The sequence below is a fragment of the Micromonospora sp. WMMD812 genome, assembly GCF_027497215.1.
In the GTDB taxonomy this organism is placed as follows: Bacteria; Actinomycetota; Actinomycetes; order Mycobacteriales; family Micromonosporaceae; genus Micromonospora.
The window spans coordinates 5,650,232-5,672,949 of sequence record NZ_CP114904.1 but is presented as its reverse complement, the minus strand read 5'-3'; the positions used below and the strand labels follow the sequence as shown (position 1 = coordinate 5,672,949).

The 22,718-nt window shown below is 74.3% G+C and carries 21 protein-coding genes and 1 pseudogene; 10 read left to right on the top strand and 12 right to left on the bottom strand.

The genetic code is table 11. The annotated features are described in order from the left end of the window. The first annotated feature begins 191 nt into the window (after positions 1-191). On the top strand, positions 192-1,790 hold the full coding sequence (locus O7603_RS26280) for a glycosyltransferase family 39 protein (RefSeq protein WP_281572420.1): 1,599 nt from the start codon (positions 192-194) through the stop codon (positions 1,788-1,790). Positions 1,791-1,897: 107 nt separating this feature from the next. On the opposite strand, the gene O7603_RS26275 is transcribed toward O7603_RS26280, so the two are convergent. The 3 genes from O7603_RS26275 to O7603_RS26265 form a co-directional block, all read right to left on the bottom strand. Next, a complete protein-coding gene (locus O7603_RS26275; protein WP_281572419.1) occupies positions 1,898-3,160 on the bottom strand; it encodes an ISL3 family transposase in 1,263 nt (420 codons plus the stop codon). A 227-nt stretch (positions 3,161-3,387) separates the two neighbouring features. After that, positions 3,388-5,022 (bottom strand): PAS domain-containing sensor histidine kinase, encoded by a 1,635-nt coding sequence (locus O7603_RS26270; RefSeq protein WP_281572418.1) that lies wholly within the window; start codon positions 5,020-5,022, stop codon positions 3,388-3,390. A gap of 25 nt (positions 5,023-5,047) precedes the next feature. After that, a complete protein-coding gene (locus tag O7603_RS26265) occupies positions 5,048-6,079 on the bottom strand; it encodes an SIS domain-containing protein (protein ID WP_281576814.1) in 1,032 nt (343 codons plus the stop codon). A gap of 193 nt (positions 6,080-6,272) precedes the next feature. Between O7603_RS26265 and O7603_RS26260 the strand changes: the two genes are divergently transcribed. Further along, complete coding sequence (locus O7603_RS26260) at positions 6,273-8,102, top strand: tetratricopeptide repeat protein (RefSeq protein ID WP_281572417.1); 1,830 nt, start codon at positions 6,273-6,275, stop codon at positions 8,100-8,102. A 106-nt stretch (positions 8,103-8,208) separates the two neighbouring features. Here O7603_RS26260 and O7603_RS26255 read toward each other — a convergent pair whose 3' ends face one another. Then, a complete protein-coding gene (locus tag O7603_RS26255; RefSeq protein WP_281572416.1) occupies positions 8,209-9,792 on the bottom strand; it encodes an MDR family MFS transporter in 1,584 nt (527 codons plus the stop codon). A gap of 115 nt (positions 9,793-9,907) precedes the next feature. Between O7603_RS26255 and O7603_RS26250 the strand changes: the two genes are divergently transcribed. Further along, entirely contained in the window at positions 9,908-10,546 is a 639-nt protein-coding gene (locus tag O7603_RS26250) for a TetR/AcrR family transcriptional regulator (protein WP_281572415.1), read from the top strand. A 31-nt stretch (positions 10,547-10,577) separates the two neighbouring features. On the opposite strand, the gene O7603_RS26245 is transcribed toward O7603_RS26250, so the two are convergent. Together O7603_RS26245 and O7603_RS26240 are read right to left on the bottom strand one after the other, a co-directional pair. After that, complete coding sequence (locus O7603_RS26245) at positions 10,578-11,084, bottom strand: GNAT family N-acetyltransferase (RefSeq protein ID WP_281572414.1); 507 nt, start codon at positions 11,082-11,084, stop codon at positions 10,578-10,580. Further along, positions 11,081-11,296 carry a biotin/lipoyl-binding carrier protein gene (locus tag O7603_RS26240; protein ID WP_093405215.1) on the bottom strand — a complete coding sequence of 72 codons (216 nt, stop codon included), beginning with the start codon at positions 11,294-11,296 and terminating at the stop codon, positions 11,081-11,083. Before O7603_RS26240 ends, O7603_RS26245 begins: the two co-directional genes overlap by 4 nt. Before the next feature lie 80 nt (positions 11,297-11,376). On the opposite strand from O7603_RS26240, the gene O7603_RS26235 reads away from it, so the two are divergent. Next, positions 11,377-11,589, top strand: a complete 213-nt coding sequence (locus O7603_RS26235) for a hypothetical protein (protein WP_281572413.1) — start codon at positions 11,377-11,379, stop codon at positions 11,587-11,589. Between the two features lie 120 nt (positions 11,590-11,709). On the opposite strand, the gene rsrA is transcribed toward O7603_RS26235, so the two are convergent. The 5 genes from rsrA to O7603_RS26210 form a co-directional block, all read right to left on the bottom strand. Then, entirely contained in the window at positions 11,710-11,997 is a 288-nt protein-coding gene (gene rsrA, locus O7603_RS26230) for a mycothiol system anti-sigma-R factor (RefSeq protein ID WP_281572412.1), read from the bottom strand. Between the two features lies 1 nt (position 11,998). Beyond that, entirely contained in the window at positions 11,999-12,817 is an 819-nt protein-coding gene (locus O7603_RS26225; protein WP_281572411.1) for a sigma-70 family RNA polymerase sigma factor, read from the bottom strand. 256 nt (positions 12,818-13,073) lie between these two features. Further along, complete coding sequence (locus O7603_RS26220; RefSeq protein WP_281572410.1) at positions 13,074-13,691, bottom strand: alpha/beta family hydrolase; 618 nt, start codon at positions 13,689-13,691, stop codon at positions 13,074-13,076. Positions 13,692-13,842: 151 nt separating this feature from the next. Further along, positions 13,843-14,235 (bottom strand): WhiB family transcriptional regulator, encoded by a 393-nt coding sequence (locus O7603_RS26215; RefSeq protein ID WP_281572409.1) that lies wholly within the window; start codon positions 14,233-14,235, stop codon positions 13,843-13,845. A gap of 197 nt (positions 14,236-14,432) precedes the next feature. Next, positions 14,433-15,137 carry an SOS response-associated peptidase gene (locus O7603_RS26210; protein WP_281572408.1) on the bottom strand — a complete coding sequence of 235 codons (705 nt, stop codon included), beginning with the start codon at positions 15,135-15,137 and terminating at the stop codon, positions 14,433-14,435. Between the two features lie 103 nt (positions 15,138-15,240). Here O7603_RS26210 and aroA point away from each other — a divergent pair, with 103 nt between their 5' ends. The 4 genes and pseudogenes from aroA (at position 15,241) to O7603_RS26190 (ending at position 19,516) form a co-directional block, all read left to right on the top strand. Continuing rightward, positions 15,241-16,542 (top strand): 3-phosphoshikimate 1-carboxyvinyltransferase, encoded by a 1,302-nt coding sequence (gene aroA / locus O7603_RS26205; RefSeq protein WP_281572407.1) that lies wholly within the window; start codon positions 15,241-15,243, stop codon positions 16,540-16,542. After that, positions 16,512-17,654: a ribosome small subunit-dependent GTPase A gene (gene rsgA, locus O7603_RS26200; RefSeq protein WP_281572406.1), complete on the top strand. Its 1,143-nt coding sequence runs from the start codon at positions 16,512-16,514 to the stop codon at positions 17,652-17,654. Before aroA ends, rsgA begins: the two co-directional genes overlap by 31 nt. A gap of 28 nt (positions 17,655-17,682) precedes the next feature. Further along, complete coding sequence (gene hisN, locus O7603_RS26195; protein ID WP_281572405.1) at positions 17,683-18,501, top strand: histidinol-phosphatase; 819 nt, start codon at positions 17,683-17,685, stop codon at positions 18,499-18,501. Positions 18,502-18,560: 59 nt separating this feature from the next. Continuing rightward, positions 18,561-19,516, top strand: a pseudogene (locus O7603_RS26190) (hypothetical protein). On the opposite strand, the gene O7603_RS26185 reads toward O7603_RS26190, so the two are convergent. Further along, on the bottom strand, positions 19,435-20,634 hold the full coding sequence (locus O7603_RS26185; RefSeq protein WP_281572404.1) for a glycosyltransferase: 1,200 nt from the start codon (positions 20,632-20,634) through the stop codon (positions 19,435-19,437). The pseudogene O7603_RS26190 and the gene O7603_RS26185 overlap by 82 nt on opposite strands. Before the next feature lie 233 nt (positions 20,635-20,867). Between O7603_RS26185 and O7603_RS26180 the strand changes: the two genes are divergently transcribed. Continuing rightward, positions 20,868-21,866: an SDR family oxidoreductase gene (locus O7603_RS26180; RefSeq protein WP_281572403.1), complete on the top strand. Its 999-nt coding sequence runs from the start codon at positions 20,868-20,870 to the stop codon at positions 21,864-21,866. A gap of 59 nt (positions 21,867-21,925) precedes the next feature. Further along, positions 21,926-22,663, top strand: a complete 738-nt coding sequence (locus O7603_RS26175; protein ID WP_281572402.1) for an ATP-binding protein — start codon at positions 21,926-21,928, stop codon at positions 22,661-22,663. Positions 22,664-22,718 lie beyond the last annotated feature (55 nt).

The following is a 22,718-nucleotide window of genomic DNA, read 5'->3' as shown; positions in this document are numbered from 1 at the left end:
ACCGGCCAATGTCCGCGTGCCCGATCCCACATGACGGGCCTGAGCGGCGGCGGCTGCGTCCGCTCCGGCCCCGTCGGGCACAACGGTGTGCGAGGCTCGGCATCGTGGGCGAATTGTCCGATAGGCGGGATCGGGCGACCCCGACCGGGACCGGCGCGGACGGTCCCCCCGCACCGCGCGGCCTCCGCGGCGTGCGCCTGCCGGTGTGGGTGCCGCCGGCGCTGCTGACCCTCGTGGTCACGGGTGCCGGGCTCAACCGGGCCCAGCTCTGGCGCGACGAGCTGGCGACCTGGAGCGCGGCCACCCGTTCGGTCGGCGACCTGGTCCGGCTGTCCGGCACCATCGACGCGGCCACCGGGCCGTACTACCTGCTCATGCACGGCTGGTTGGCGCTGGTCGGTGATTCGGTCACCGCGCTGCGACTGCCGTCGGTGCTGGCGATGACCGGGGCCGCGGCGCTGACCGCGCTGCTCGGCCGGCGGCTCGCCGGCGCCCGGGTCGGGCTGCTCGCCGGCCTGCTCTTCGCGCTGCTGCCGGGCACCTCCCGGTACGCCCAGGAGGCCCGCCCGTACGCGCTGGCCACGTTCCTCGCCGTCCTCGCCACCCTGCTGCTGGTCGACGCGCTGCGCCGACCCGGCTGGGGACGTTGGGCCGGGTACGCCGCCGCCCTCGCGGCCCTCGCCCTGGCCCATCTGATCGCGCTCACTCTGCTCGCCGCCCACGCGCTGGCGGTGCTCGCCGCCCGCCGCGCCGGCCTCACGCCGGCCCGTCCAGGCCACCCGACCGACCCGGCCAACGGCACGAGCGGCGACGACGCGGACCAGCACGCCAGCCGCGGCTCGGGCGACGGCGCGAGCGGGGTCCGCGACGGCGCCGGGTCGGGCGGCGGCTCAGGCAGCGGCCCGAGCGGGGTCCGCGTCGCCGGCGGGTCAGCTGGCGGCGGGCGCCGAGGGGATCCGCGGTGGTGGTGGCTGCCGGCCGTCCTGCCGGCGCTGCTGCTGGTTACCCCGCTGGCGCTGGCCGCCCGGAGCCAGCGGGGCCGGCAGCTGAACTGGGTGGACCTGGTCCGGCCGACCGACCTGACCGCGCTGCCGGGCGGCGTCGCCCAGAGCAGCGTCGTGGGCGGGCTGCTGGTGGGCCTCGCCGTGCTCGGGACCGCCCGGCTCGGCTGGCGCGCGCTGCTGCCCGGCAGCGCCGTGCTGCTGCCGGTGCTGCTGCTGTTCGCCGCGGGTCTGGTCGTACCGCTCTGGGTACCCCGCTACCTGGTGTTCGTCGTGCCGTTCGGCTGCCTCCTGGCCGGTGCGGCGCTGGCCGCGGTGCCACTGCCGGGCGGGCTCGCCGTACTGGCCCTGGCCGGTCTGCTGGGCCTCCCCGACCAGGCGGCGCTGAGGCGTACCCACGAGTGGCCGCGCAGCGCTCCGATCGACTACCGCGGGGTGGCCCGCATCGTCGCCGAGGGGCAACGCCCCGGCGACGCGGTCGTCTACTCGCCCCGCCAGAGCTGGCTCTTCCTCGACCTGGGGCTGGAGTACCAACTCCGGGGCCAGCGGCCGCGCGACGCGCTGCTGACCGAGGGGCAGGCCCGCCGCGGCGACCTCTGGGCCGCCGAGTGCGACCGTCCCGCCGAGTGCCTCGCCGGGACGCAGCGGCTCTGGCTGGTCGTCGCCGGCCGGCATGCCGACCCGGTGGCGACGGTGCCCGGCGCGAAGGGTGCGGCACTACGGGACGGTTTCACCGTCGAGCAGGTCTGGCAGCGCCCCGGCCTGACCGTCGCGCTCCTCACCCGCTGAGCGCTACCGGGTGGAGCCGCGTGTCGCGCCGCCGGGGGCCAAGCTCGTCTGAGCGTTATGACTGTGAGGCATATTTATGGCTCTTGTGATTGATGTGTGGGTCGGGGTCATGGTCGGGGTAGTTCGGGTCGGTGGCCGCCGAGGCTGAGCATGGCCAGGGCGATGAGGGCTTCGGCTGAGTGGAAGCCGAAGGCCATCCGGGTGATCAGGCGGATCTTGGTGTTGACCGACTGGATCCGGCCGTTGGACAGGCCGTGTTCGATGGCGGCGATGATCTGGTCGCGGTGTCGCGTGACGCGTCGTTGCAGGTCGACGAAGACGTCGATGCGGCTGCGTCGGGCCCATCCGATCCACCGGTCGAGGGCTTCGACCGCCGTGGTCGGGCTGGTCCTGGCCAGGGTGAACACCAGCCGTAGGCCCTCTTTCAACGCCCAGGCCCGGTGCAGGCGGGGATGGGTCTTGGCGATCCAGGCGAGTTTGGCCTGCTGGGCGTCGGTGAGGTTGTCGGGGTTCTTCCACAACGCCCAGCGGGTGTTCTTCAGCTCTCGGGCCTCGCCGGTGGCGACACCGCGGCGGCCGGCTCCTCGCCCGGTGGCCTCGTTCCATGCCTGACGGCGAACCCGGTCAACGGCGTCGGTGGCCCAGGCCACCACGTGGAACGGGTCGGCGCAGCGGACCGCGTTCGGGCACCTGCGCCGCACGACCGTCGTGATCCAGTCCGCGCCGTCGGCCGACACGTGCGTGATCTTCGCGGCCCGCTCGGGACCGAGCAGGTCGAAGAACGCCTGTAACGTGGTGGCGCTTCTACCCGGCGCCGCCCACACCAACCGGCCGCTGTCATGGTCCACGACCACGGTCAGATACCGGTGCCCCTTCTTGTAGCTGACCTCGTCGATCCCGATACGACGCAACCCGTCATACCGGTCCTCAAGGCCACCGGTATCGGCCCATACCCGGGCCACGATCGACCCCACCGTGCGCCAACCGACCCGCATCAGCTGCGACACCGCCGACTTCGCCGTGTGCACCGCCAACCACGCCACCGTCGCGTCGAACGCCCGTGTGTGCCCCGCCCCGTGACGCGCCCACGGCACCGCCGCCACGACCACCCCATGCACCCGACAGGACACCCGAGGCGCGTCCGCCTCGATCACCGCCCGCACCGTCCCGAGATCCAACGCCCGCCACCGACGACGCACCCCAGCGTCATAACGGGCACACCGCCGCCGGCAATACGGACACCGCCGCGACGCGCCCTTACGCACCCGCACCCGAGCCACCACCACCGACTCGTCCGGATCGAACTCCACACCCTCCACCACCGCCTGCTCGACCCCGAGCAGCCCAGCCCATACCCTGGCAGAACGCACGCCGTTCTCCCGCCCATCCAGTTCTGACCTCGACAAGCCAGAACCTAGGCAGGACAACGGCGTGCGCCATCAAGGACGCGCCCAACCACCCACAACACGTCACAAGAGCCATAAATATGCCGGAGAGTCATAACGCTCATGAGGACACCGGCAGGCCAGCAGCCCGGCGAAGGCCGAGTGCGGCGAAGGCCCGGTGCGAGGTGACGGTCGGGTCGGTCGCGCGGCGGTCAGGCCGCCGCGCGACCGTCCGGGGCGCCGCGGCCCAGCGGGACGACGAGCAGTGCCTCGGTACCGCCGCCGCTGCCGTGGCGCAGCTCGATCGTGCCGCGCAGCTCGCCGGTGACCAGCGCCCGGACGATCTGCAACCCGAGGTTGCCGCCCCGCTCGGCGTCGAACCCGGTGGGGAGGCCCCGCCCGTTGTCGGTCACCGTGACGTGCAGCTGCTTGCGGAACCGGTGCGCCGAGACCACCACCTCGGGCGCCGAGCCTGGCGCGCCGGAGCCAGCCTCCGGCTCGCCGGCGAGGAGCTCGCCAGCGACCGGCTCGCCGGCGGCGCCACCGCCCGGCACGGCCACGCCGGTTGCCTCGGCCGGCGCCTCGTCCGCCGGCGGGAAGCCGTGTTCGACGGCGTTGAGCAGCAGCTCGTTGAGGACCATCACCAGCGAGGTGGCCACCTCCGCGGGCAGCACCCCGAAGCTGCCCTTGCGGCGCATGCCGACGGTCACCTCGGTCGCGGCCACCTCGGTCGCCGCGCTGGCCACCCGGTCGACGATGCCATCGAACTCCACCGCCTCGTCGCTGGACATCGAGAGCGTCTCGTGCACCAGCGCGATCGAGGCGACCCGGCGTACCGACTCCTCCAGCGCGACCCGGGCCTCGGGCATCGAGACCCGGCGGGCCTGCAGGCGCAGCAGCGCGGCGACGGTCTGCAGGTTGTTCTTCACCCGGTGGTGGATCTCCCGGATGGTGGCGTCCTTGGTGATCAGGGCACGGTCCCGGCGGCGCACCTCGGTGATGTCCCGGACCAGCACCAGCGCGCCGATCGGCACGCCGGCCGGCATGAGCGGCAGCGCCCGGGTGAGCATGGTGGCGCCGCGGGCGTCGATCTCCCGGCGGGGCGGCGCGTCGCCGCGCAGCGCGGCCAGGATCGCGTTCGCCGCGTCGGTCCCCTCCAGCGGATCGCCGGCGAGCCGGCGGTGCAGTGCCGCCAGGTCCTCGCCCACGAGGTGCGAGGCGTAGCCCAGCCGGCGGTACGCGGACTGGGCGTTCGGGCTCGCGTAGGTGACCTTGCCGTTGGCGTCCAGCCGGACCAGGCCGTCGCCGACCCGAGGAGCGGACGTGGTCTCCCCCGGATGCCGGGGCGGTGGGAAGGTGCCGTCGGCGATCATCTGGGCCAGGTCGTCCGCCGTGGTCAGGTAGTTCAGCTCCAGCTGGCTGGGCGTACGCGCGGTGGAGAGGTTGGTGTCCCGGCCGACCACCGCCACCACCTCGCCGGCCTCACCGTCGGCGGTGCGCAGCCGGACCGGGATCGCCTCGTGCCGGGCGGGCACGTCGCCGTACCAGACCGGGTCGCCCTCCCGCCAGATCCGCCCCTGCCGGTACGCCACCTCCAGGTGTGCGACCTCCGGCCCGCCGACGATGCGGCCCACCTGGTCGTCCTGGTACGCCGTCGGCGCGGTCGTCGGGCGCACCTGGGCGACGCAGAGGAACGTGCCCTCGGCGTCGACCGGCACCCAGAGCAGCAGGTCGGCGAAGGACAGGTCGGAGAGCAGTTGCCAGTCTCCGGCGATCCGGTGCAGGTGGTCGATGTCGGCCGGACGGAGGTGGGTGTGCTCCTCGGCGAGATCGCGCAGCGTGGACACGCTGACCAGCGTGCCACGCCGCGCCTCACCTCGTCGCGGTGACCTTCTTGAGCCCGCGCGGGGCGTCGGGATCCTCGCCGCGGGCCAGTGCGAGCGCCAGCGCGAGCCGCTGGAGCGGGAGGATGTCCAACAGCGGGGCGTACCGCTCGTCGACCTCGGGGACCGCGATCCGGGTCGCGCCCTCGACGTCGGCGGAGCCGACCACCACCACATCGGCACGACGCTCGCCGAGTCGGGGCAACACCTCGCCCATCGACCGGCCACCGGGCCCCGACCCGACCACGGCGAGCACCGGCACGTCCGGGTCGGTCATCGCGAGCGGGCCGTGCAGCAGGTCCGCGCCGGAGAAGGCGAGCGCCGGGAGGTACGAGGTCTCCATGAGCTTGAGCGCCGCCTCCCGTGCCGTCGGATACGCGTAGCCGCGGCCGGTGGTGACCAACTGGGCGGCGAAGCGGTAGCGGGGCGCGAGCTGGGCCGGGGTGGTGTCGGCGAGGGTGAGCGCGGCCAGCTCGGGCAGCGCGGCGAGCGCCGCCCGCTCCTCGGCCGGCAGCACCCCGTCACCGGCCCGGACGCCCTCGACGAGCATGAGCAGGGCGAGCAGTTCGGCGGTGTACGTCTTGGTCGCGGCCACCGCCCGCTCGTGCCCGGCGGCGATGTCCACGCTCAGCTCGGCGACGCCGGCGAGCGGCGAGTCCGGCGCGTTGGTGACGGCGAGGGTGAGCGCGCCTGAGGCCCGGGCCTCCCGCAGCACCTCGGTGAGGTCCGGCGAGCCGCCGCTCTGGCTGACCCCGATCACCAGCGCGTCGGAGAGGTCGGGCCGCGCGCCGTAGAGGGTCACCACGCTCGGCGAGGCCAGCCCCGCGGGCAGGCCGAGCCGGATCTCCGTCAGGTAGGCCCCGTAGAGCGCGGCGTGGTCCGAGGTGCCCCGGGCGGTGAAGACGACGTGGCGGGGCCGTCGTTCGGCGATGACGGCGGCCACCCGGGCGATCGCGCCCGCGTGCTCCGTGGAGAGCAGCCGCTCGTAGCCGGCCGGCTGCTCGTCGATGTCGGCCGCCATACCGGCCCCTGCACGCGTCACGGAAACCCCTCCCCTGCGCGGTTGCCGCGCGTTTGCTGCTCAGTCTTGCATCTTTGATCTGGTTAGAGCAATCGAACGAACAGTAGTGCGCAGTCGATCAGCGCTTCGGCCCGTCATCACCTAGTCTGGCCCGGCTCGACACGACCCCGCCCACGGACGACGAGAGGACGACGTGCCCGAGGACGATCGCGCGCTCTCCGCGGCGGAGGAGCTGGCCCTGGCCCGACTCGCGATCGACGAGGGTGACCTGGACCATGCCGCCGGGCACGTCGCCGGCGCGCTGGTGCAGGCGCCGACCCTGCCCGAGGTGCACGAGGCGCTGGCCCGGCTCGCCGCGGCCGACGGCGGGGGCGTCGAGCTCTTCCCGCTGAACCACCACGCCTTCGTCGGCGCGGTGGTCGCCCGCGCCCACCTGCTCGCCGCCGCCGGCCATCCGGGCGATGGGCTGGACCTGCTCGTCGCGGCCACCGGGTACGCGCCGCAGACCGACTGGGCCGGTGTGCCCTGGGTGACCGCCCCCGAGCTGGCCGAACGGCTCGCGCCGGAGCACGCCGCGCGGATCCTCATGCAGGTCTGCGCCGCGCTGCCGGACCCGGTGCCGCGCGCCGGCCGGCCGGCGCTGGCCGCGTACCTCACGCTGGCCCGCAACGCGGTCACCGTCCACCCCGAGCACGGGCTTCTGCTGGGCGCGGCGTCCGCGCTGGCCCGGCGGGTCGGCGAGGTCGCGCTCGCGATCCGGTGGGCCAGCCGGGGCGTCCGCGCGCAGCCGTCGAAGATGGGCGAGGTGTGGCTCGGGTACGCGTACCGCAGCGCCGGCCGGACCCGGGAGGCGCTCGCGGCGCTCGGCCGAGCGGTCGGGCACGACCCCGACGACCTCGCCGTCTACGCGGACATCGCCGGCACCCTGGCGGACACCGGCCGACTCGACGAGGCACTGGAGTGGATCGACCGGGCGCTGGCCCGTGACCCGTCCTTCGACTGCGCGGTGCACACGGCGCACCGGCTGCGCTTCCAGCGGGACGGCGAGGTGGCACACCTGGTCGCGCTCGCCGACTTCGTCCGGGACCACCCGGACGACACGCACGAGCACGGCGACCTTGCCGAGTGTTGCCGGAGCCGGCCGTGGCTGGGGCAGGTCACCCCCGCGACCGGGCCGGCGGTCGACGCGCTGCGCCGGGCGGTCGTCGGCGATCACGGCGATCTCGGCGACGCCGTACGCCTGGCGGCCCCGGCCCCGCCGAGCGCGCTGCGCACGGTCGCGACGGCGGTGCCCGGGCTGCGGATCGAGATGGCCGGGGTCGTCGAGCCGGACGCGCGCGAGCCGCGACGGCCCGGCGTCCGCCCGCTCTGGCGCTACGACGGGACGAGCGTGGCGCCCGCGGTCCCGGCGCCGTCGTCGACGGCGGCCGAGCGGATCCGCCAGCTGGTGCACCCGGCCTGGCCGCACCCGCCGGCCGCCTACGACGCGGCGGTCGGGCTGGCCACCCTGGAGCTGGCGGACCTGGTCGGGCTGCTGGCGCACCCGCCCGAGCCGCCGGCCACGGCGGTCGGCCGGGTGCTGGCCGGGCAGGACCCGTCGCTCTGGGTCCGCTGCGTGCAGGTCTGGGCCTGCCTCGGCCTGCTGCACCACCGCACGGACGAACCGTGGGACTCGTCCACCCGGCGCCGGGTGCTGCTCGACCTGGTCTGGGGCGTGGAGGACTGGGTCACCGAGGCGGCGCTCTTCGCCCTGGTCACCGCCGCCTGGGTCGATCCGGCGGTACGCCCCGAGGTGGCCGGGGTGGTGGCCGAACGGCTCGCCGACGCGGCGGCGGTGGCCCGGGTACGCCCGATGCCCGTCGCCGCCTCGCTGGCCCATCTGGCCCTGGCCACCCCCGACCTGGACCGGGAGACGGCCACGCTCGCCGCCGAACTGATCGGCGGGGGGCTCGGCGTCCCGCGCCCGCGCAATCCGCTCGCCCGCCTCTGGCAGCGCCTGACCGCCCCCCTCCGCCGCCCCTGACCCCACCCCTCAAAGTGGGTTGATCATGAAGTTGTTGCCATTCGCGTCGGCGTGTCGCGGCAACAACTTCATGATCAACCTGGGCCGGTCAGGGGGACGGGGTGGGTCAGGCTACCGGGGCCTTGCCCAGGGCTACCTCGGCCTCCTCCTCCGGGGTGGCCTGCGCGGGCGCCTCGTTGGCGGTACGCAGCGGGATCTCCTTGATGAACCAGGCGAGCACCGGCACCGCCACGGTGAAGAGCACCGCCCACCAGAAGACGTGCGAGATGGCGTCGGCGAGACCGCCGAGGACCAGCTCGCGGGTCTGCGCCGGCAGTTCCTTGAGCTTCTCCAGGTCCATCCCGGCGCCGCTCCCGCCGCCGCCGAACGCCGCGCCCGCCCCAGAGTCGGCGAGCCGGTTGGCGAAGATCGCGCCGAACAGCGAGATGCCGAACGAGCCGCCGATCGAGCGGAAGAAGGTGGCCGCGCCGCTCGCCGCGCCGAGGTCCTTCTGCTCCACGCTGTTCTGCGCGATCAGCATCGAGGTCTGCATGAGGAAACCCATGCCGACGCCCAGCACGATCATGAAGAGCGAGGATTCGACCTTGCTGGTCGTCACGTCCAGCATGGTCAGCAGACCCATGCCGGCGGTCATCACGACGCCGCCGACGATCGGGTACGCCCGGTAGCGCCCGGTCCGGGTGATCGCCCGGCCGATGAGCAGCGAGACCACCAGCATGCCGAACATCAGCGGGAGCAGCAGCAGGCCGCTGTTGGTGGCCGAGGCGCCCTGCACCGTCTGCTGGTAGAGCGGCAGGAAGTTCATCGCGCCGAACATCGCGAAGCCGAGCAGGAAGCCGATCACCGAGATCAGCGCGAAGTTGCGGTTGGCGAAGAGGCCCAACGGCAGAATCGGCTCGGCCGCCCGCCGCTCGACGAAGCCGAACGCGACCAGAGCCACCACGGCGAGCGCGGCCAGGGCGAGGATCTGGCCGGAGGCCCAGTCGTACTCGTTGCCGCCCCAGGTGGTGATCAGCACGATCGCGGTGATGCCGACCGAGAGCAGCGCCGCGCCGAGCCAGTCGATCCGGTGCTCGGTGCGGTACTTCGGCAGGTGCATGGTCGTGATCAGCACCGCCAGCGCGACGCCGCCGAGCGGCAGGTTGACGTAGAACGCCCAACGCCAGGAGAGGTGGTCGGTGATGAAGCCGCCGACCAGCGGACCGGCCACCATGGCGATCGCCATGATGCCGGCGATCATGCCCTGGTAGCGCCCGCGCTCCCGGGGCGGGACCATGTCACCGATGATCGCCATCACGCCGACCATCAGGCCACCGGCGCCGAGGCCCTGGACCGCCCGGAAGGCGATCAGCTGCACCATGCCGTCGCCCGGGCCACCGAGGAATCCGGAGCCGGCCATGCCGCACAGCGCGGAGCCGACGAGGAAGATGCCGACCGAGGTGAGGAAGACCGACTTGCGGCCGTAGAGGTCGCCGAGCTTGCCCCAGATCGGTGTGGAGACGGTGGTGCCCAGCACGTAGGCGGTGACCACCCAGGTGAAGTGGTCGAGGCCACCGAAATCGCCCACGATCCGCGGCAGCGCGGTGCTGACGATCATGTTGTCGAGCATCGCGAGCATCATCGCGATCATCAGGCCGAAGAGCACGACCCGTACGTTGGGTCGTGCGGCGGCCTGCGTTGCCTGAGTCATCGGTACGCTCCCCCCGGAGACGAGCGGCGCACTTACTTGCCGCCCGGCTAGTTTACTTACTTGCCGTACGGTAAGCTGGTTGACGAACGACGGTCAAGCGAATTGGGTGGTACGAGTGAGGGAGAGCAGCGGCGGCACGCGGGAACGGATCCAGGCCGTTGCGCTGGAACTCTTCACCGAACAGGGGTACGAGAAGACCTCGCTGCGGGAGATCGCCGAGCGGCTGAACGTGACGAAGGCCGCGCTCTACTACCACTTCAAGAGCAAGGACGAGATCGTCACCAGCTTCGTGACCGACCGGGTGGAGCGGATCGACGCGCTGGTCGCCTGGGCCGAGTCACAGCCGGCCACCCGCGAGACGCGGCGGGAACTGATCGCCCAGTACGCCGACACGATGTTCGCCGGCGACCATCCCTCGGTGATGCGGTTCTTCGAGCAGAACCAGACGGTGCTCAAGAGCCTCGCGGCCGGGCAGCAGATGCGCGGCCGGATGATGCGACTGGCCAGCGAACTCTGCCGCGGCGACGACTCCCCCGCGGCCCAGCTGCGCGCCGCGCTCTCGCTCTTCGCGGTGCACACCAGTTGGTTCGCCGTCCGGACGCCGGACATCACCGACGCCGAGCGCCGGAAGATCGCGCTCGAGGTGGCCGACGAACTGCTCGCGCGAATCGGCCAGCCGGCCGACGGCGACACGGCGGCGGGCCGCCCGCCGGAGGGCGGGCCGGCGGACTCCCAGTCGGCGGACCGCGGCTGACCAGCTCGGGTCAGGGCCGCGCCGGCGTGGGTCAGGGTCGGGGCAGCTCCAGGCGCAGGCCGAGCAGCCGCACGCCGGGGACCGGCGACCAGTCCTTCTCCGGGGTCCGGACGAAGCCGAGCCGCTCGTAGAGCCGCTGGGCCGTCTCGGCCATCCCGCTGCGTACGCAGATCACCACGGCCGAGCAGCCCAGCTCGCCGGCGCGGGCGACGCAGGCGAGGGCGAGCGCCGCACCGGCGCCCCGCCCCTGGGCGGCCGGGTCGACGGCCAGCATCCGGAACTCCGCCTCGCCCGGGCCGGACAGCTCGGCGAAGCGGCTGCCGGCGAGCACGAACGTGACCGAGCCGAGGACCGCTCCGGCCTCGTCCACGGCGACCAGCACCTCGCCGGCCGCCGCCCGGGTCGCCACGTCGGCGAGCACCGTGCCGTAGCCGTGTTCGCCCTTGAGCTGCCCGTCCGCCTCGTAGGCCGCCAGGGTCAGCCGGGCGATCGCGGGGAAGTCGGCCGGGGTCGCGGGGCGGACCAGCACGCCGGTCAACCGATCACCGCGATCAGGTCGCCGTCCTGCACCACGTCGCCCTCGTTGACCGCGAGCTGCTGCACGACGCCGTCGGACTCGGCGATGACCGGGATCTCCATCTTCATCGACTCGAGGATCACCAGGGTGTCGCCCTCGGACACGGTGTCCCCGGCCGACGCGACGACCTTCCACACGTTCGCCACCATCTCGGCGCGAATCTCCTCGGCCATCTCACGGCCCTCCCTCTCGCGTTGCCTGCCGACGTATCCAATCATGCGGCGGCGGCCCGCGGGCGCGGAGCGGACGGGTAGTGTCCACGCCCCGGCGCGGTGCCGCCCAGGCCGGCCGCACTAGCATCAGCGGGTCGGACCCGGTCGCCGGGCCGCCCGGTGCGCGCACCGGCGCCGCGGCCGTGCGCAGCCGGATCAGCCATCACGAGGAGGTCACCATGGCGAAGAAGGCCCGTAGGAAGAAGGCCCGTAAGAAGAGCAGCGCGAACCACGGCAAGCGCCCCAACTCCTGACCTCGCCACGGGCCACGGCCCGTCGACGACCAGTCACCCGGCCGGCGGCCGGGACGCCGGTGGCCCGGGTCGATGTCGACCCGGGCCACCGGCGTGTTGTTCGGTTGGTGCGCTACCGGCTCAGTCGGCCAGCTCGCGGGACTCGCTGCTCTCGAAGACCACCAGCTCCGTCAGCCGGATCCGCAGCCGCTCGCGCAGCTCGTCGGGCGCGGTCTCGTTGCCGCAGCACCGCGCCACCAGCGCCCTGACCTCCTGCTCGATGCCGTATTCGCGCAGGCAGTGCCCGCAGTCGTCGAGATGGTGGCGGATCAGCGTGCGTCGCTCGTCGGCGCACTCCAGGTCCAGGTACAGGTAGACCTCCGCGAGCACCTCACGGCAGTCCGTCTCGTGCGGCTCTCCACAGCTCACGTCACACCTCCCGGCCGGCGGGAGCGGTCGAGCCCTTGGCGGCGGCGGAGAAACCCCGCTCCCTGGCGTACTGCTCCAGCAGCTTGCGCAGATTACGCCGACCGCGGTGCAGACGCGACATCACGGTGCCGATCGGCGTACCCATGATGTCGGCGACCTCCTTGTAGGAGAACCCCTCGACGTCGGTCAGGTAGACGGCCAGGCGGAACTCCTCCGGCAGCTGCTGGAGGGCCTCCTTGACGTCGCTGTCCGGCAGCCGGTCCAGCGCCTCGGTCTCGGCGGAGCGCAGCCCGCTGGAGGTGTGCGACTCGGCCTCGGCGAGCTGCCAGTCGGTGATCTCCTCGGTCGGCGCCTGCACCGGCTGGCGCTGCCGCCGCCGGTACGAGTTGATGTAGGTGTTGGTCAGGATCCGGTAGAGCCAGGCCTTCAGGTTGGTGCCCTGCTCGAACTGGTGGAAGGCGGCGTACGCCTTCAGGTAGGTCTCCTGGACCAGGTCCTCGGCATCCGCCGGGTTGCGCGTCATCCGCAGCCCAGCAGCGTAGAGCTGATCGACGAATGGCATCGCGTCCCGCTCGAAGCGGGCCCTGCGCTCGTCCGTCTTCTCGGTGGTCAACCGCACATCCCCTCGCGTCGGATGCTTCCCCGCCGAGGATACGCGTACGGACCTGCCCACAGATTCACTTCCGGCCGGTGTGCTCGCGCTCACCGCGGCCGCCCCGCCCGGTTCTCCCGTGGCGGGCCACTCGGGCGCGGCGAGCAGCTGACGCAGCTGCTGCGCGTCCCGGTCGTCCCGCTCCCGGCTCCGTGTCTCGGTCGGCACCGGTCCCCCCTCCGCCAGAAAACGTCGTCCGGGGGTAGTAACGCCCGGCGTGGGGCGGAGCATTCCGGCCCGCCGTCCGCTTCCTGAGCCGCCCCCTTTCCTGGCCCCGGCATCGGCGCACCGATGCTGGGACCAGGAAGGGCCTGGGAGGATGGTTCCGCCGCCCGAACCGGGCGGCCGGCACCAACCGATGCAACGACCAGACGAGCCCCCCGGAAACGGGCCATCCGGACGCCACGGACGCGCGCCCGCGCGGTCAGCCGGCCGTCCAGCCCCGCCCGCGAAGCCACTCCCGCACCACCCCGGCGGTGCCGGACAGGTCCTTCCGCAGGTCGTGCCCCTCCCCCGGACGGGTGACCACGGTCACCCCCGGGCCCGGGTCGGGCACCCCGAACGGGTCCCGGTCGCCGTTGACCACCAGGGTCGGCAGGCCGGTCAGCAGCTCCGCCGCCCGGGAGCGCTCCGGACGGCCCGGCGGGTGCAGCGGGAAGGCAAGCGCGACGATCCCGGCCGCGCCCACCGCGCGCGCGGTCCGGCAGGCCACCCGAGCGCCACTGGAACGCCCACCGACGAGCCACACCGGCACGTCGGTGTGCCGGTCCCGCAGCGCGGCCAGCACCGCCGTCCACGCCTCGTCCAGGTGCCCGGCGGGCGCGGGCGCGCGCCGGCCGGCGACCCGGTACGGCTGCGTCACCCGAACCACCGCGACGCCGGCCGCCACCGCCACGTCCCGGACGGCGAGCAGGTCCGGCGCGTCGACCCCGCCGCCCGCACCGTGCCCCAGCACCAGCAGGGCGGTCGCCGGTCCGCCCGGCAGGTCGGTGTCGATCCGGGCCGGCCCGCGCGGGGTCTCGATGTCGTCGCTGCTGCTCACCGGCCCATTCTCCGCCCCGGCAGGCGACCGCCGGCCGGGACCGGTCGGTGCACGGTGACGCACCGGCCAGCGGGCGGCCGTCGGCCGGACCGGTCGGTGGCACGGCGACGCACCGGCCGGCGGGTGGGCCGGCCGGTGCGCACGCTCGGGATCAGCTCAGCGGCACCAGGGTGAGCAGGCGGTCACGGACCGGCGGACCGGCCTCGTCGGCGGCGTCCGGATCCGGCTGCACCTCGCTGCGCCAGGCGACCAGCATGGCTCGGCGCTCGCGTGGCGTGGTGCCGCCCCATACGCCGTGACAGTCGCCGACCTCCAGCGCCCAGGCCAGGCAGGAGCCCTGCACCTCGCAGCTGCGACAGAGCGCGACCGCCGCGTCGGCGGGCTCGTTCGGCGCCGGAAAGAAGGTCTCCGGATCGACGCTCTGGCAGGTTCCTCTGGTTCGCCACGCCTCGTCCTCACGACGCTCGCGCAGCGCGCGGAGCAGTCGCGGATCTCGGCGCGCGGCGGCCACCTCATGCGGACGGGGCATACGCGCCCGGGTCATCCACCCACCTCCCCCGTGGGACCGGCAAGATCGATGGGTGCCGTCCGCCCCCTGCGAATCGACACTCACCACCGGCGCTGTGTTGTATCGCACTTCTGGACGGGGTCACAAGGGGCTACCGGGAAGATGGCTGAACGGTCAGGCGACGTTTCCCCGCAACTCTGGCAAATCAGTGCGCGACAATGCGCCGATCATGATCAGAATAGGGTCAGTTCCTCCGGCGCGCTGCGGGCGACCGGCACCCGCTCGGTCAGGTGCGGGCCGTCATTGCGGACGTCGCCGACCGCCGGGCCCACCGGCCGGACCTCCAGCCCGGCGAGCCAGTCGGGCGATGGCGGGGCGAGCAGCGCGCCCGGGTCACCGGCCGGCGCCAGCCACGGCGCCCAGCGGTCGCGCGGGAGCAGCAGCGGCATCCGGTCGTGCACCTCGGCGAGTTCGCCGACCGCAGCCGTGGTCAGCACGCTGAAGGTGAGCCGGGCGTCGTCACCCTCGCCCCAGACCGACCAGATGCCGGCGAAGGCGAGCACGGACCCGTCCAGCGGTGTCATGTAGTAGGCCTGCCGACCGTCCGGCGCGCGGACCCACTCGTACCAGCCGTCCGCCGGGACCAGGCAGCGGCGGCGGGCGAAGGCGCCCGCGTACGCCCGGCTGGTGGCCACCGTCTCGGCGCGGGCGTTGATCATGCGGGCGGCGCCGGCCGGGGTGCGGGACCAGTGCGGGAGGAAACCCCAGCGCGCGGCGGCGAGGACGCGGTGCCCCTCGGCGGTCATCCGCACCAGCGGGACCGGGTCGGTCGGCGCGACGTTGTGGTCGGGGCCGAGCCGGTCACCGGTCTCGTCGTCCGCCTCGAAGAGTGCGCTCAGCTCGCCGGCGCTCCGGGTCGTCGCGTACCTGCCGCACATGGGGCACACGCTATCCCGCCGCACGCCGTCCCGGCTGTCCCGCCAACCGGGAGTCGACCCGGCGGCCGGCGCGACCCCCCGCCCGACACGGCAGAATGTAACCGTGGGGAACCTGACCGCGACCCGGCCGCTGCAGCCGTGGACCGCACCGACCGCCTCCGACCCGGTCGCGGCCACGCTGCGCCTGCCCGGGTCCAAGTCGATGACCGCCCGCGCGCTGGTGCTCAGCGCGCTCGCCAGCGGCCCGTCGACGCTCTCCGGGCCGCTGCGCGCGCGGGACACCGAGCTGATGGCCGCCGGGCTGAGGGCGATGGGCGCGCACATGTCGATCAGTGACGACGACCGCTGGCTGGTCCGGCCGCACCGGCTGGTCGGCCCGGCGCACGTCGACGTCGGCCTGGCCGGCACGGTGATGCGCTTCGTGCCGCCGGTGGCCGGCCTCGCCGACGGTCGGATCACCTTCGACGGCGACCCGCACGCGCGCACGCGACCGCTCGGCCCGCTGATCGGCGCGCTGCGCTCGCTCGGTGTGCGGATCGACGTCGCCGGCGCCGACAGCCTGCCGCTGACCGTGCACGGCGCCGGCCGGGTCGCCGGCGGCGAGGTGGTGATCGACGCCTCGGCGTCCAGCCAGCTGGTCTCCGGCCTGCTGCTGGCCGCGCCGCGCTTCGACCGTGGTGTGGTGGTCCGGCACGTCGGCCCGCCGGTCCCGTCCGCGCCCCACCTGCGGATGACCGTGCAGATGCTGCGCGCCGCCGGCGCCGCGGTCGACGACACCGTGCCCGACGTCTGGGCGGTGGAGCCGGGTCCGCTCACCGGGCGCGGCTGGGAGATCGAGCCGGACCTGTCCGGCGCGGTGCCGTTCTTCGCCGCCGCGCTGGTGACCGGCGGCGAGGTGACCCTGCAGGGCTGGCCGCACAGCAGCGCCCAGCCGGTGGAGCGGCTCCGCACGCTGCTGCAGCGGATGGGCGGCGAGGTGACGCTCTCCACCGCGGGGCTGACCGTCCGGGGCACCGGCACCGTGCACGGCCTGGAGGCCGACCTCTCCGACGTCAGCGAGCTGACCCCGGCGTTGACCGCGCTGGCCATGCTGGCGGACTCGCCGTCCCGGTTCACCGGCGTGGCCCACATCCGAGGTCACGAGACCGACCGCATCGCCGCGCTGGCTCGGGAGTTCGCCGCGCTCGGCGCCGACCTCACCGAGTCCCGCGACGGGCTCGAGATCAGGCCGCGCCCGCTGCGCGGCGGGACGTTCCAGACGTACGCCGACCACCGGATGGCGCACGCCGCGGCGGTGGCCGGGCTGGCCGTGCCGGGCATCGAGGTCGACGACGTCGGGTGTACCTCCAAGACCATGCCCGAGTTCCCGGCACTATGGTCAGCGATGGTGACCGGCAAGAGCTGAGGCGACGGAGGGCGGTCCTGGCGACCAGACGGCGGGAGTACGACGAGGACGACGTACGGGTGCGGCCCGGGAAGTCGTCGCGCCCGCGTACGCGGACCCGCCCCCGGCACGCCGACGCGGTGGACGGGTTCGTGATCGCCGTCGACCGGGGGCGCTACACCTGCGTGGTCGGCGACACGGACGTCCCGACGGTGACCGCGATGCGCGCCCGGGAGCTGGGTCGCAAGTCGGTGGTGGTGGGCGACCGGGTAGGGCTGGTCGGGGACACCTCGGGCGCGGCGGGGGCGCTGGCCCGGATCGTCCGGATCGCCGAGCGGAGTTCCGTGCTGCGCCGCACCGCGGAGGACGACGCGACGACCGCCGAGGGCCGGCTGGAGCGGGTGGTGGTGGCCAACGCCGACCAGTTGGTGATCGTCAGCGCGCTGGCCGACCCGCCGCCGCGTACCGGCTTCATCGACCGGTGCCTGGTGGCCGCGTACGACGCGGACATCGAGCCGCTGCTCTGCCTGACCAAGGCCGACCTGGCCGGGCCGGAGGCGGTGCTCGACTACTACACCGAGCTGGAGCTGCCGTACGTGCTGATCCGACCGGAGTCGGACCTGGACGCGCTGCGGGCGCTGCTCGCCGGGCGGATCTCGGTGCTGGTGGGGCACTCCGGGGTGGGCAAGTCGACGCTGGTCAACCGCCTGGTCCCGGAGGCCGCCCGGGCGGTCGGCACGGTCAGCGCTATCGGCCGCGGGCGGCACACGTCGACCAGCGCGGTCGCGCTGCGGTTGCCCCCGGCGCCGGGCGCCGACAGCGATCCGGGCTGGATCATCGACACCCCCGGCGTCCGCAGCTTCGGGCTGGCGCACGTCTCGGCGGACAGCCTCCTGCACGGCTTCCCCGACCTGGTCGAGGGGACCGTGGACTGCCCCGCCAACTGCCCACACACCGCCGACGCGCCGGACTGCGGGCTGGACGCCTGGGTGGCCGCCGGCAAGGCCGACCCGCGACGGCTCGCCTCGTACCGCCGGCTGCTCGCCTCCCGGGCTGGCGAGACCGACCCGCGCGGCGGCGACGCCGACCAGCGCGGACCCGGCGAGGGCGACCGGCGCGGGCCCGACGAGTGATCCGGCGGGCGTCGGCTAGGTTGCCAGCATGACCTGGTACGCCGCGGATCTCGACCTCGCCCACCTGCTCGCCGACGCCGCCGACGCGGTCTCGACCACCCGGTTCCGGGCCCTCGATCTACGGGTGGAGGCGAAGCCCGACCTCACGCCGGTCTCCGACGCGGACACCGCCGTCGAGCGGGAGATCCGCGCGCTGCTGGCCGCGCACCGCCCGGCGGACGGGCTGCTCGGCGAGGAGTACGGCGCGCAGCCGGCGACCGGGCCGGACGGCCGGCGCTGGGTGGTCGACCCGATCGACGGCACCAAGAACTTCGTCCGCGGGGTGCCGGTCTGGGCCACCCTGATCGCCCTGCTGGAGGGGGACCGGCCGGTGCTCGGGCTGGTCTCCGCCCCGGCGCTGGGCCGCCGCTGGTGGGCCGCCGAGGGGTCCGGGGCGTACGCCGGGCCGGACCAGGCCACCGGCGTACCGATCCGGGTCTCCGACGTGGGCCGGCTCGCCGATGCCAGCTTCTGCTACTCCTCGCTCACCGGGTGGGAGGCGGCCGGGCGCCTGGACGCGATGCTCGGCCTGATGCGGGAGTGCTGGCGCAGTCGGGCGTACGGGGACTTCTACGGTTACATGTTGCTGGCCGAGGGGGCACTCGACGTGATGGTGGAGCCGGAGTTGTCGCTCTGGGACGTCGCGGCGCTGGTGCCGATCGTCGCCGAGGCGGGCGGCGCCATCACCGACCTGTCCGGCGCTCCCGCCCTGGCCAGCGGGCCCGACCTCGAGCACAGCGCGATCGCGAGCAACGGCGCGCTGCATCCCGACATCCTGGCCCGGCTGGGTCGACCAGCCGAGCGCTGACCCCCGGCAACCTCTATCCTCGCCAGGTGGTCTCCTCGGGCTGGTGCTTCCTCGCGTCGATGATCGTCGCGTACGGCATCGCCAACCTGCTCCAGTCGGTCGCCGCCGCGCGCACCACGGTGCACCACACCTTCGATCCGGGCCTGCTGCTGCGCCTGGCCGGCCACCGGACCTACCTGGTCGGGCTGGGCTGTCAGGTCGGCGGCTTCGTGCTGGCCTTCCTGGCCCGCCGGGACCTGCCCCTCTTCCTGGTGCAGTCGAGCGTGGCGGCGGGGCTCGGGGTCACCGCCATCCTCGGCGTGCTGGTGCTGAAGTGGCGATTACCGGTCGCCGAGGTGGTGCTGCTGGCGCTGCTGTTCGCCGGCATCAGCGCGCTGGTGCTGGCCGCCCGGCCGGCCCCGTCCCGGCAGCTCGGTCCGGCCGGCCTGATCGCGCTGCTGCTGGTGCTCGCCGTCATCGCGGTGCTCGGGGTGTTCGCGGTCCGGCTGCACGGGGCACCCGGCTCGGTGGCGCTCGGCTCGCTGGCCGGGCTCGCGTTCTCCGCCGCCGCGGTGGCCGCCCGCCCGCTGGCCTCCGCGCCGTCGGCGGAGGCGTTCGCCCGCAACCCGCTGCTCTACCTGCTGGTGGCGCACTCGCTCGTCGGGCAGCTCCTGCTCGGCCTGGCGATGCAGCGCGGCTCCACCACCGCGGCGGTGGCGGCGATGGACGCCGCCGGCGCCCTGCCCGCGGCGATCGTCGGGCTGCTGCTGCTCAACGACAAGATCTGGCCGGGCCGGGAGTGGCTGGCCGGGGTGGGCTTCCTGGTCACGCTGGCGGCGGTGATAGGCCTGACCCGGTACGCCGAACCGCAGCACCATCACGCGGTCGCCCGCAGCCGCGACCGGGCCATGGCGGGCGTCGGCCACCCGGGTTGACGGCGACGCCGGACGGGCGTCAGGCCTCGACCGGCTTGCGCCGGCCCACCACCCGCTCGTACAGGCGCTCCAGCGCCCCGGCGGTCCGCTCCCACGTGTAGCTGCACCGCACCCGGTCGACCGCCGCGTGCCCGTACGCGAACCGCCCGGCGTTGTCGGCGAGCAGCCGGCGCAGCGTCACGCCGAGGACGCGGACGTCTCCCGGCGGCACCAGCCGACCGGTCACCTCGTCCACCACCGCGTCGGCGATCCCGCCCATCGCGTAGCCCACCACCGGCACGCCGCAGGCCATCGCCTCCAACGACACCCGCCCCGCCGAGGAGTAGCGCGGGGTGCAGGCGACCACGTCCGCCGACCGGTACCAGGTGGCCATCTGGTCGTGCGGCACGGCGCCCACCAGGCGCACCTGCTCGGCCACCCCGTTCCGCTCGGCCAGCTCCCGCAGCCGGCGGGCCTCGGCATGGCCGGCCAGCTGCTCGGCGGGCGGGCCGCCGGCGATCACCAGCTCGGCGTCGCCGACGAGCCGCATGGCCTGGATCAGGTCCTCCTGGCCGTGCCCGGCGGCGAGGCCGCCCACGGAGAGGATCCGGGCCCGCTGGTCGCGCGGCGCGGCCTCGCCGTCGGGGTGGAACTGCCCGGTGTCCACGCCCGCGGGCACCATCGCCACCGAGGTGCGTTGCAGCCCCATCCGGGTCAGTTCGTCCACCTCGTCGTTGCACTGGGCCACCGCGATGTCCACCGCCCGGGTCAGCGCCCGCTCCAGCGGGATCCGCTCCCCCGGGCCGTCGTACTCCCGCCCGAGGTGCCGCAGCTGCTCGACGCCGAGCGAGTGGAAGGTCTGCACGACCGGGATGTCGGTCTCCCGCACGGCGTGCGCCGCGGCCAGCCCGCCGACCCAGTAGTGCCCGTGCACCACGTCCGGCCGCCACTCGCCGGCCCAGCGGTCGGTCAGCCAGCCGCCGAACTCCGCCACGTACGGGATCAGCTCGGCGGTGGGCAGCGCCGCGGCCGGGCCGACGGGCACGCGTTCCACCCGGTAGCCGTCGACGTCCAGCGTCGCGGGCAGGCCCGCAGAGTCCTGGCGTTCGTAGACCCGCACCTCGTGGCCTCGTCCGGCCAGCTCGGCAGCGACCCGCGCGATGTGCTGGTGGGTGCCGACGGCCGGACCGTCGGTCGCCCTGGGCGGGCCGGCGTGCGCGCAGACGAGACCGACGCGCATGCGTCACCTCCATGCGATCTTTCCAGCGGTGGTCCTCCCGGTCAGAGGGTCCCATTAACCACGACCCCGTAAGCCGAAACCTGGCAGATCGGGAAGAGCCCGGCAGGTGCCGCAGACACTTGCGCCACGACAATCACTCGGCGCCCCCGATCCTCACATGATGATCACGGTGCGTGGTGATCCGACCGGATCTCGCCGGCATGACCCACCCCGGCCGGGGGTACCGGCGAAGAATGCCTCTCACCCGCAGCCTCGACGCCGCCACCGTGGTGATCACTGGCGCCTCCAGCGGGATCGGCACCGCCACCGCGTACGCGCTGGCCCGGCGGGGCGCCGCTCTCGTGCTGGCCGCCCGGAGCGAGTCCGCCCTGACCCGGGTGGCGCAGCGGTGCCGGGAGCTGGGCGGCCGGGCCTTGGTCGTACCGACGGACGTCACCGACGCCGCCTCGGTGGAGCGGCTGGCCGACCGGGCGGCGGCCGAGTTCGGCCGGATCGACGGCTGGGTCAACAACGCCGCCGTGGGCGCCGTCGGGCTCTTCGACGAGATCCCGGTGGCCGAGTTCCGCCGGGTGCTGGAGGTGAACCTGCTCGGCACACTGCACGGCATCCGGGCCGCACTGCCGCACCTGGGCGCCGCCGGGGGCGGGGTGGTGGTCAACAACGCCTCGGTGCTGGCCGAGGTGGCGATGCCGTACCAGTCGCCGTACAACGCCACCAAGCACGGCATCCGGGGCCTGGCCGACACGGTCCGCCAGGAACTGCGGGTCACCGGCCGGGGCAACATCTCGATCTGCACGGTCCTGCCGGCCACCATCGACACCCCGTTCTTCCGGCACGCGGCGAACCACACCGGCCGGGAGCTGCTGCCGCCGCCCCCGGTCTACCCGCCCGAGACGGTGGCGGCGACGATCGTCCGGCTGCTCCGGCGGCCACGCCGCGAGGCGTACGCGGGGGGCGCGGCCCGGTTGATCGGCCTCCAGTGGCGGCTCGCCCCGACGCTCGCGGAGCGCGTGCTCGGCTGGTACGTGCACCGGACCCAGTTCGGGCCGGGCACCCGCCCGGACAGCAGCGGCAACGTGTTCCGGCCGGACGCGGAGGGCCGCCGGGAGGGCGGGTGGCACGGCCGGCGCCGGCAACTGGTGCGGATGACCGCCGCGTTCGGTCTCGCCGCCGCCGGCACCGCGGTCGGCACGATGGCCGCCCGCACCCGCCGCAACCGGACGGACCGCTGATGAGCCGGACCGAGCGGGCGGATGCGCGGGCAATGACCCACCGGCACAATGGGGCGATCATGCCGACGGACGCGCGATGCCTGGTGGAGACGGACGAGTCCGGCCCGGTGGTCCGGCTCACCGGGGTGCTCGATTTCGCCAACGCCGACGTCGTCCGCGACGCTCTGCTCACCCGGCTCTGCGAGCGGCCCGGCCCGGTGGTGGCCGACCTGACCGGCCTGCGCGTCACCGACCCGGCCGCCGTCGGCGTCCTCGCCGAGGTGCACCGGGAGGTCGCCGACTGGCCGGCGGCGGGCCTGCTGGTCTGCGACCCCGGCAACACCGGCCGACCGGATCCGGCGCTGGCCGGGGTGCCGGTCTGGCCCACCCTGGACGGGGCGATGGCCGCGCTGGCGGCGTCCCCTATGGCGGCGGTGCTCAACACCGACCTCGCCCCGGCGCTCGGTGCCGCGCGCCAGGCCCGCGAACTGGTCGCCGACGGCTGCCGGCGGTGGGGGGTGCCGGAGCTCAGCGAGCCGGGCACGATCGCGGTCACCGAGATGGTCAACAACGTGGTGGCGCACGCCCGTACCCCGATGACGGTGCGGCTCGCCCCCGACGGCGTGCAGTTGCACCTCGCCGTCCGTGACCACTCGTCGCGGCAGCCGACCTTCGCGGGACTGGCCCCGCTGACGTCGACCGGCGGCCGGGGCCTGCTCCTGATCGACACGGTGGCCCGGCGCTGGGGCACCAGCCCGGTCCCGGACGGCAAGGTCGTCTGGTGCGTCCTCGACCCCGCCGACCAACCCGCACCCTGACCCGGCCCCGCCGAACCGGCGGTCGTGGTGAGCGGTAGATCCCGTTTTACGGCTT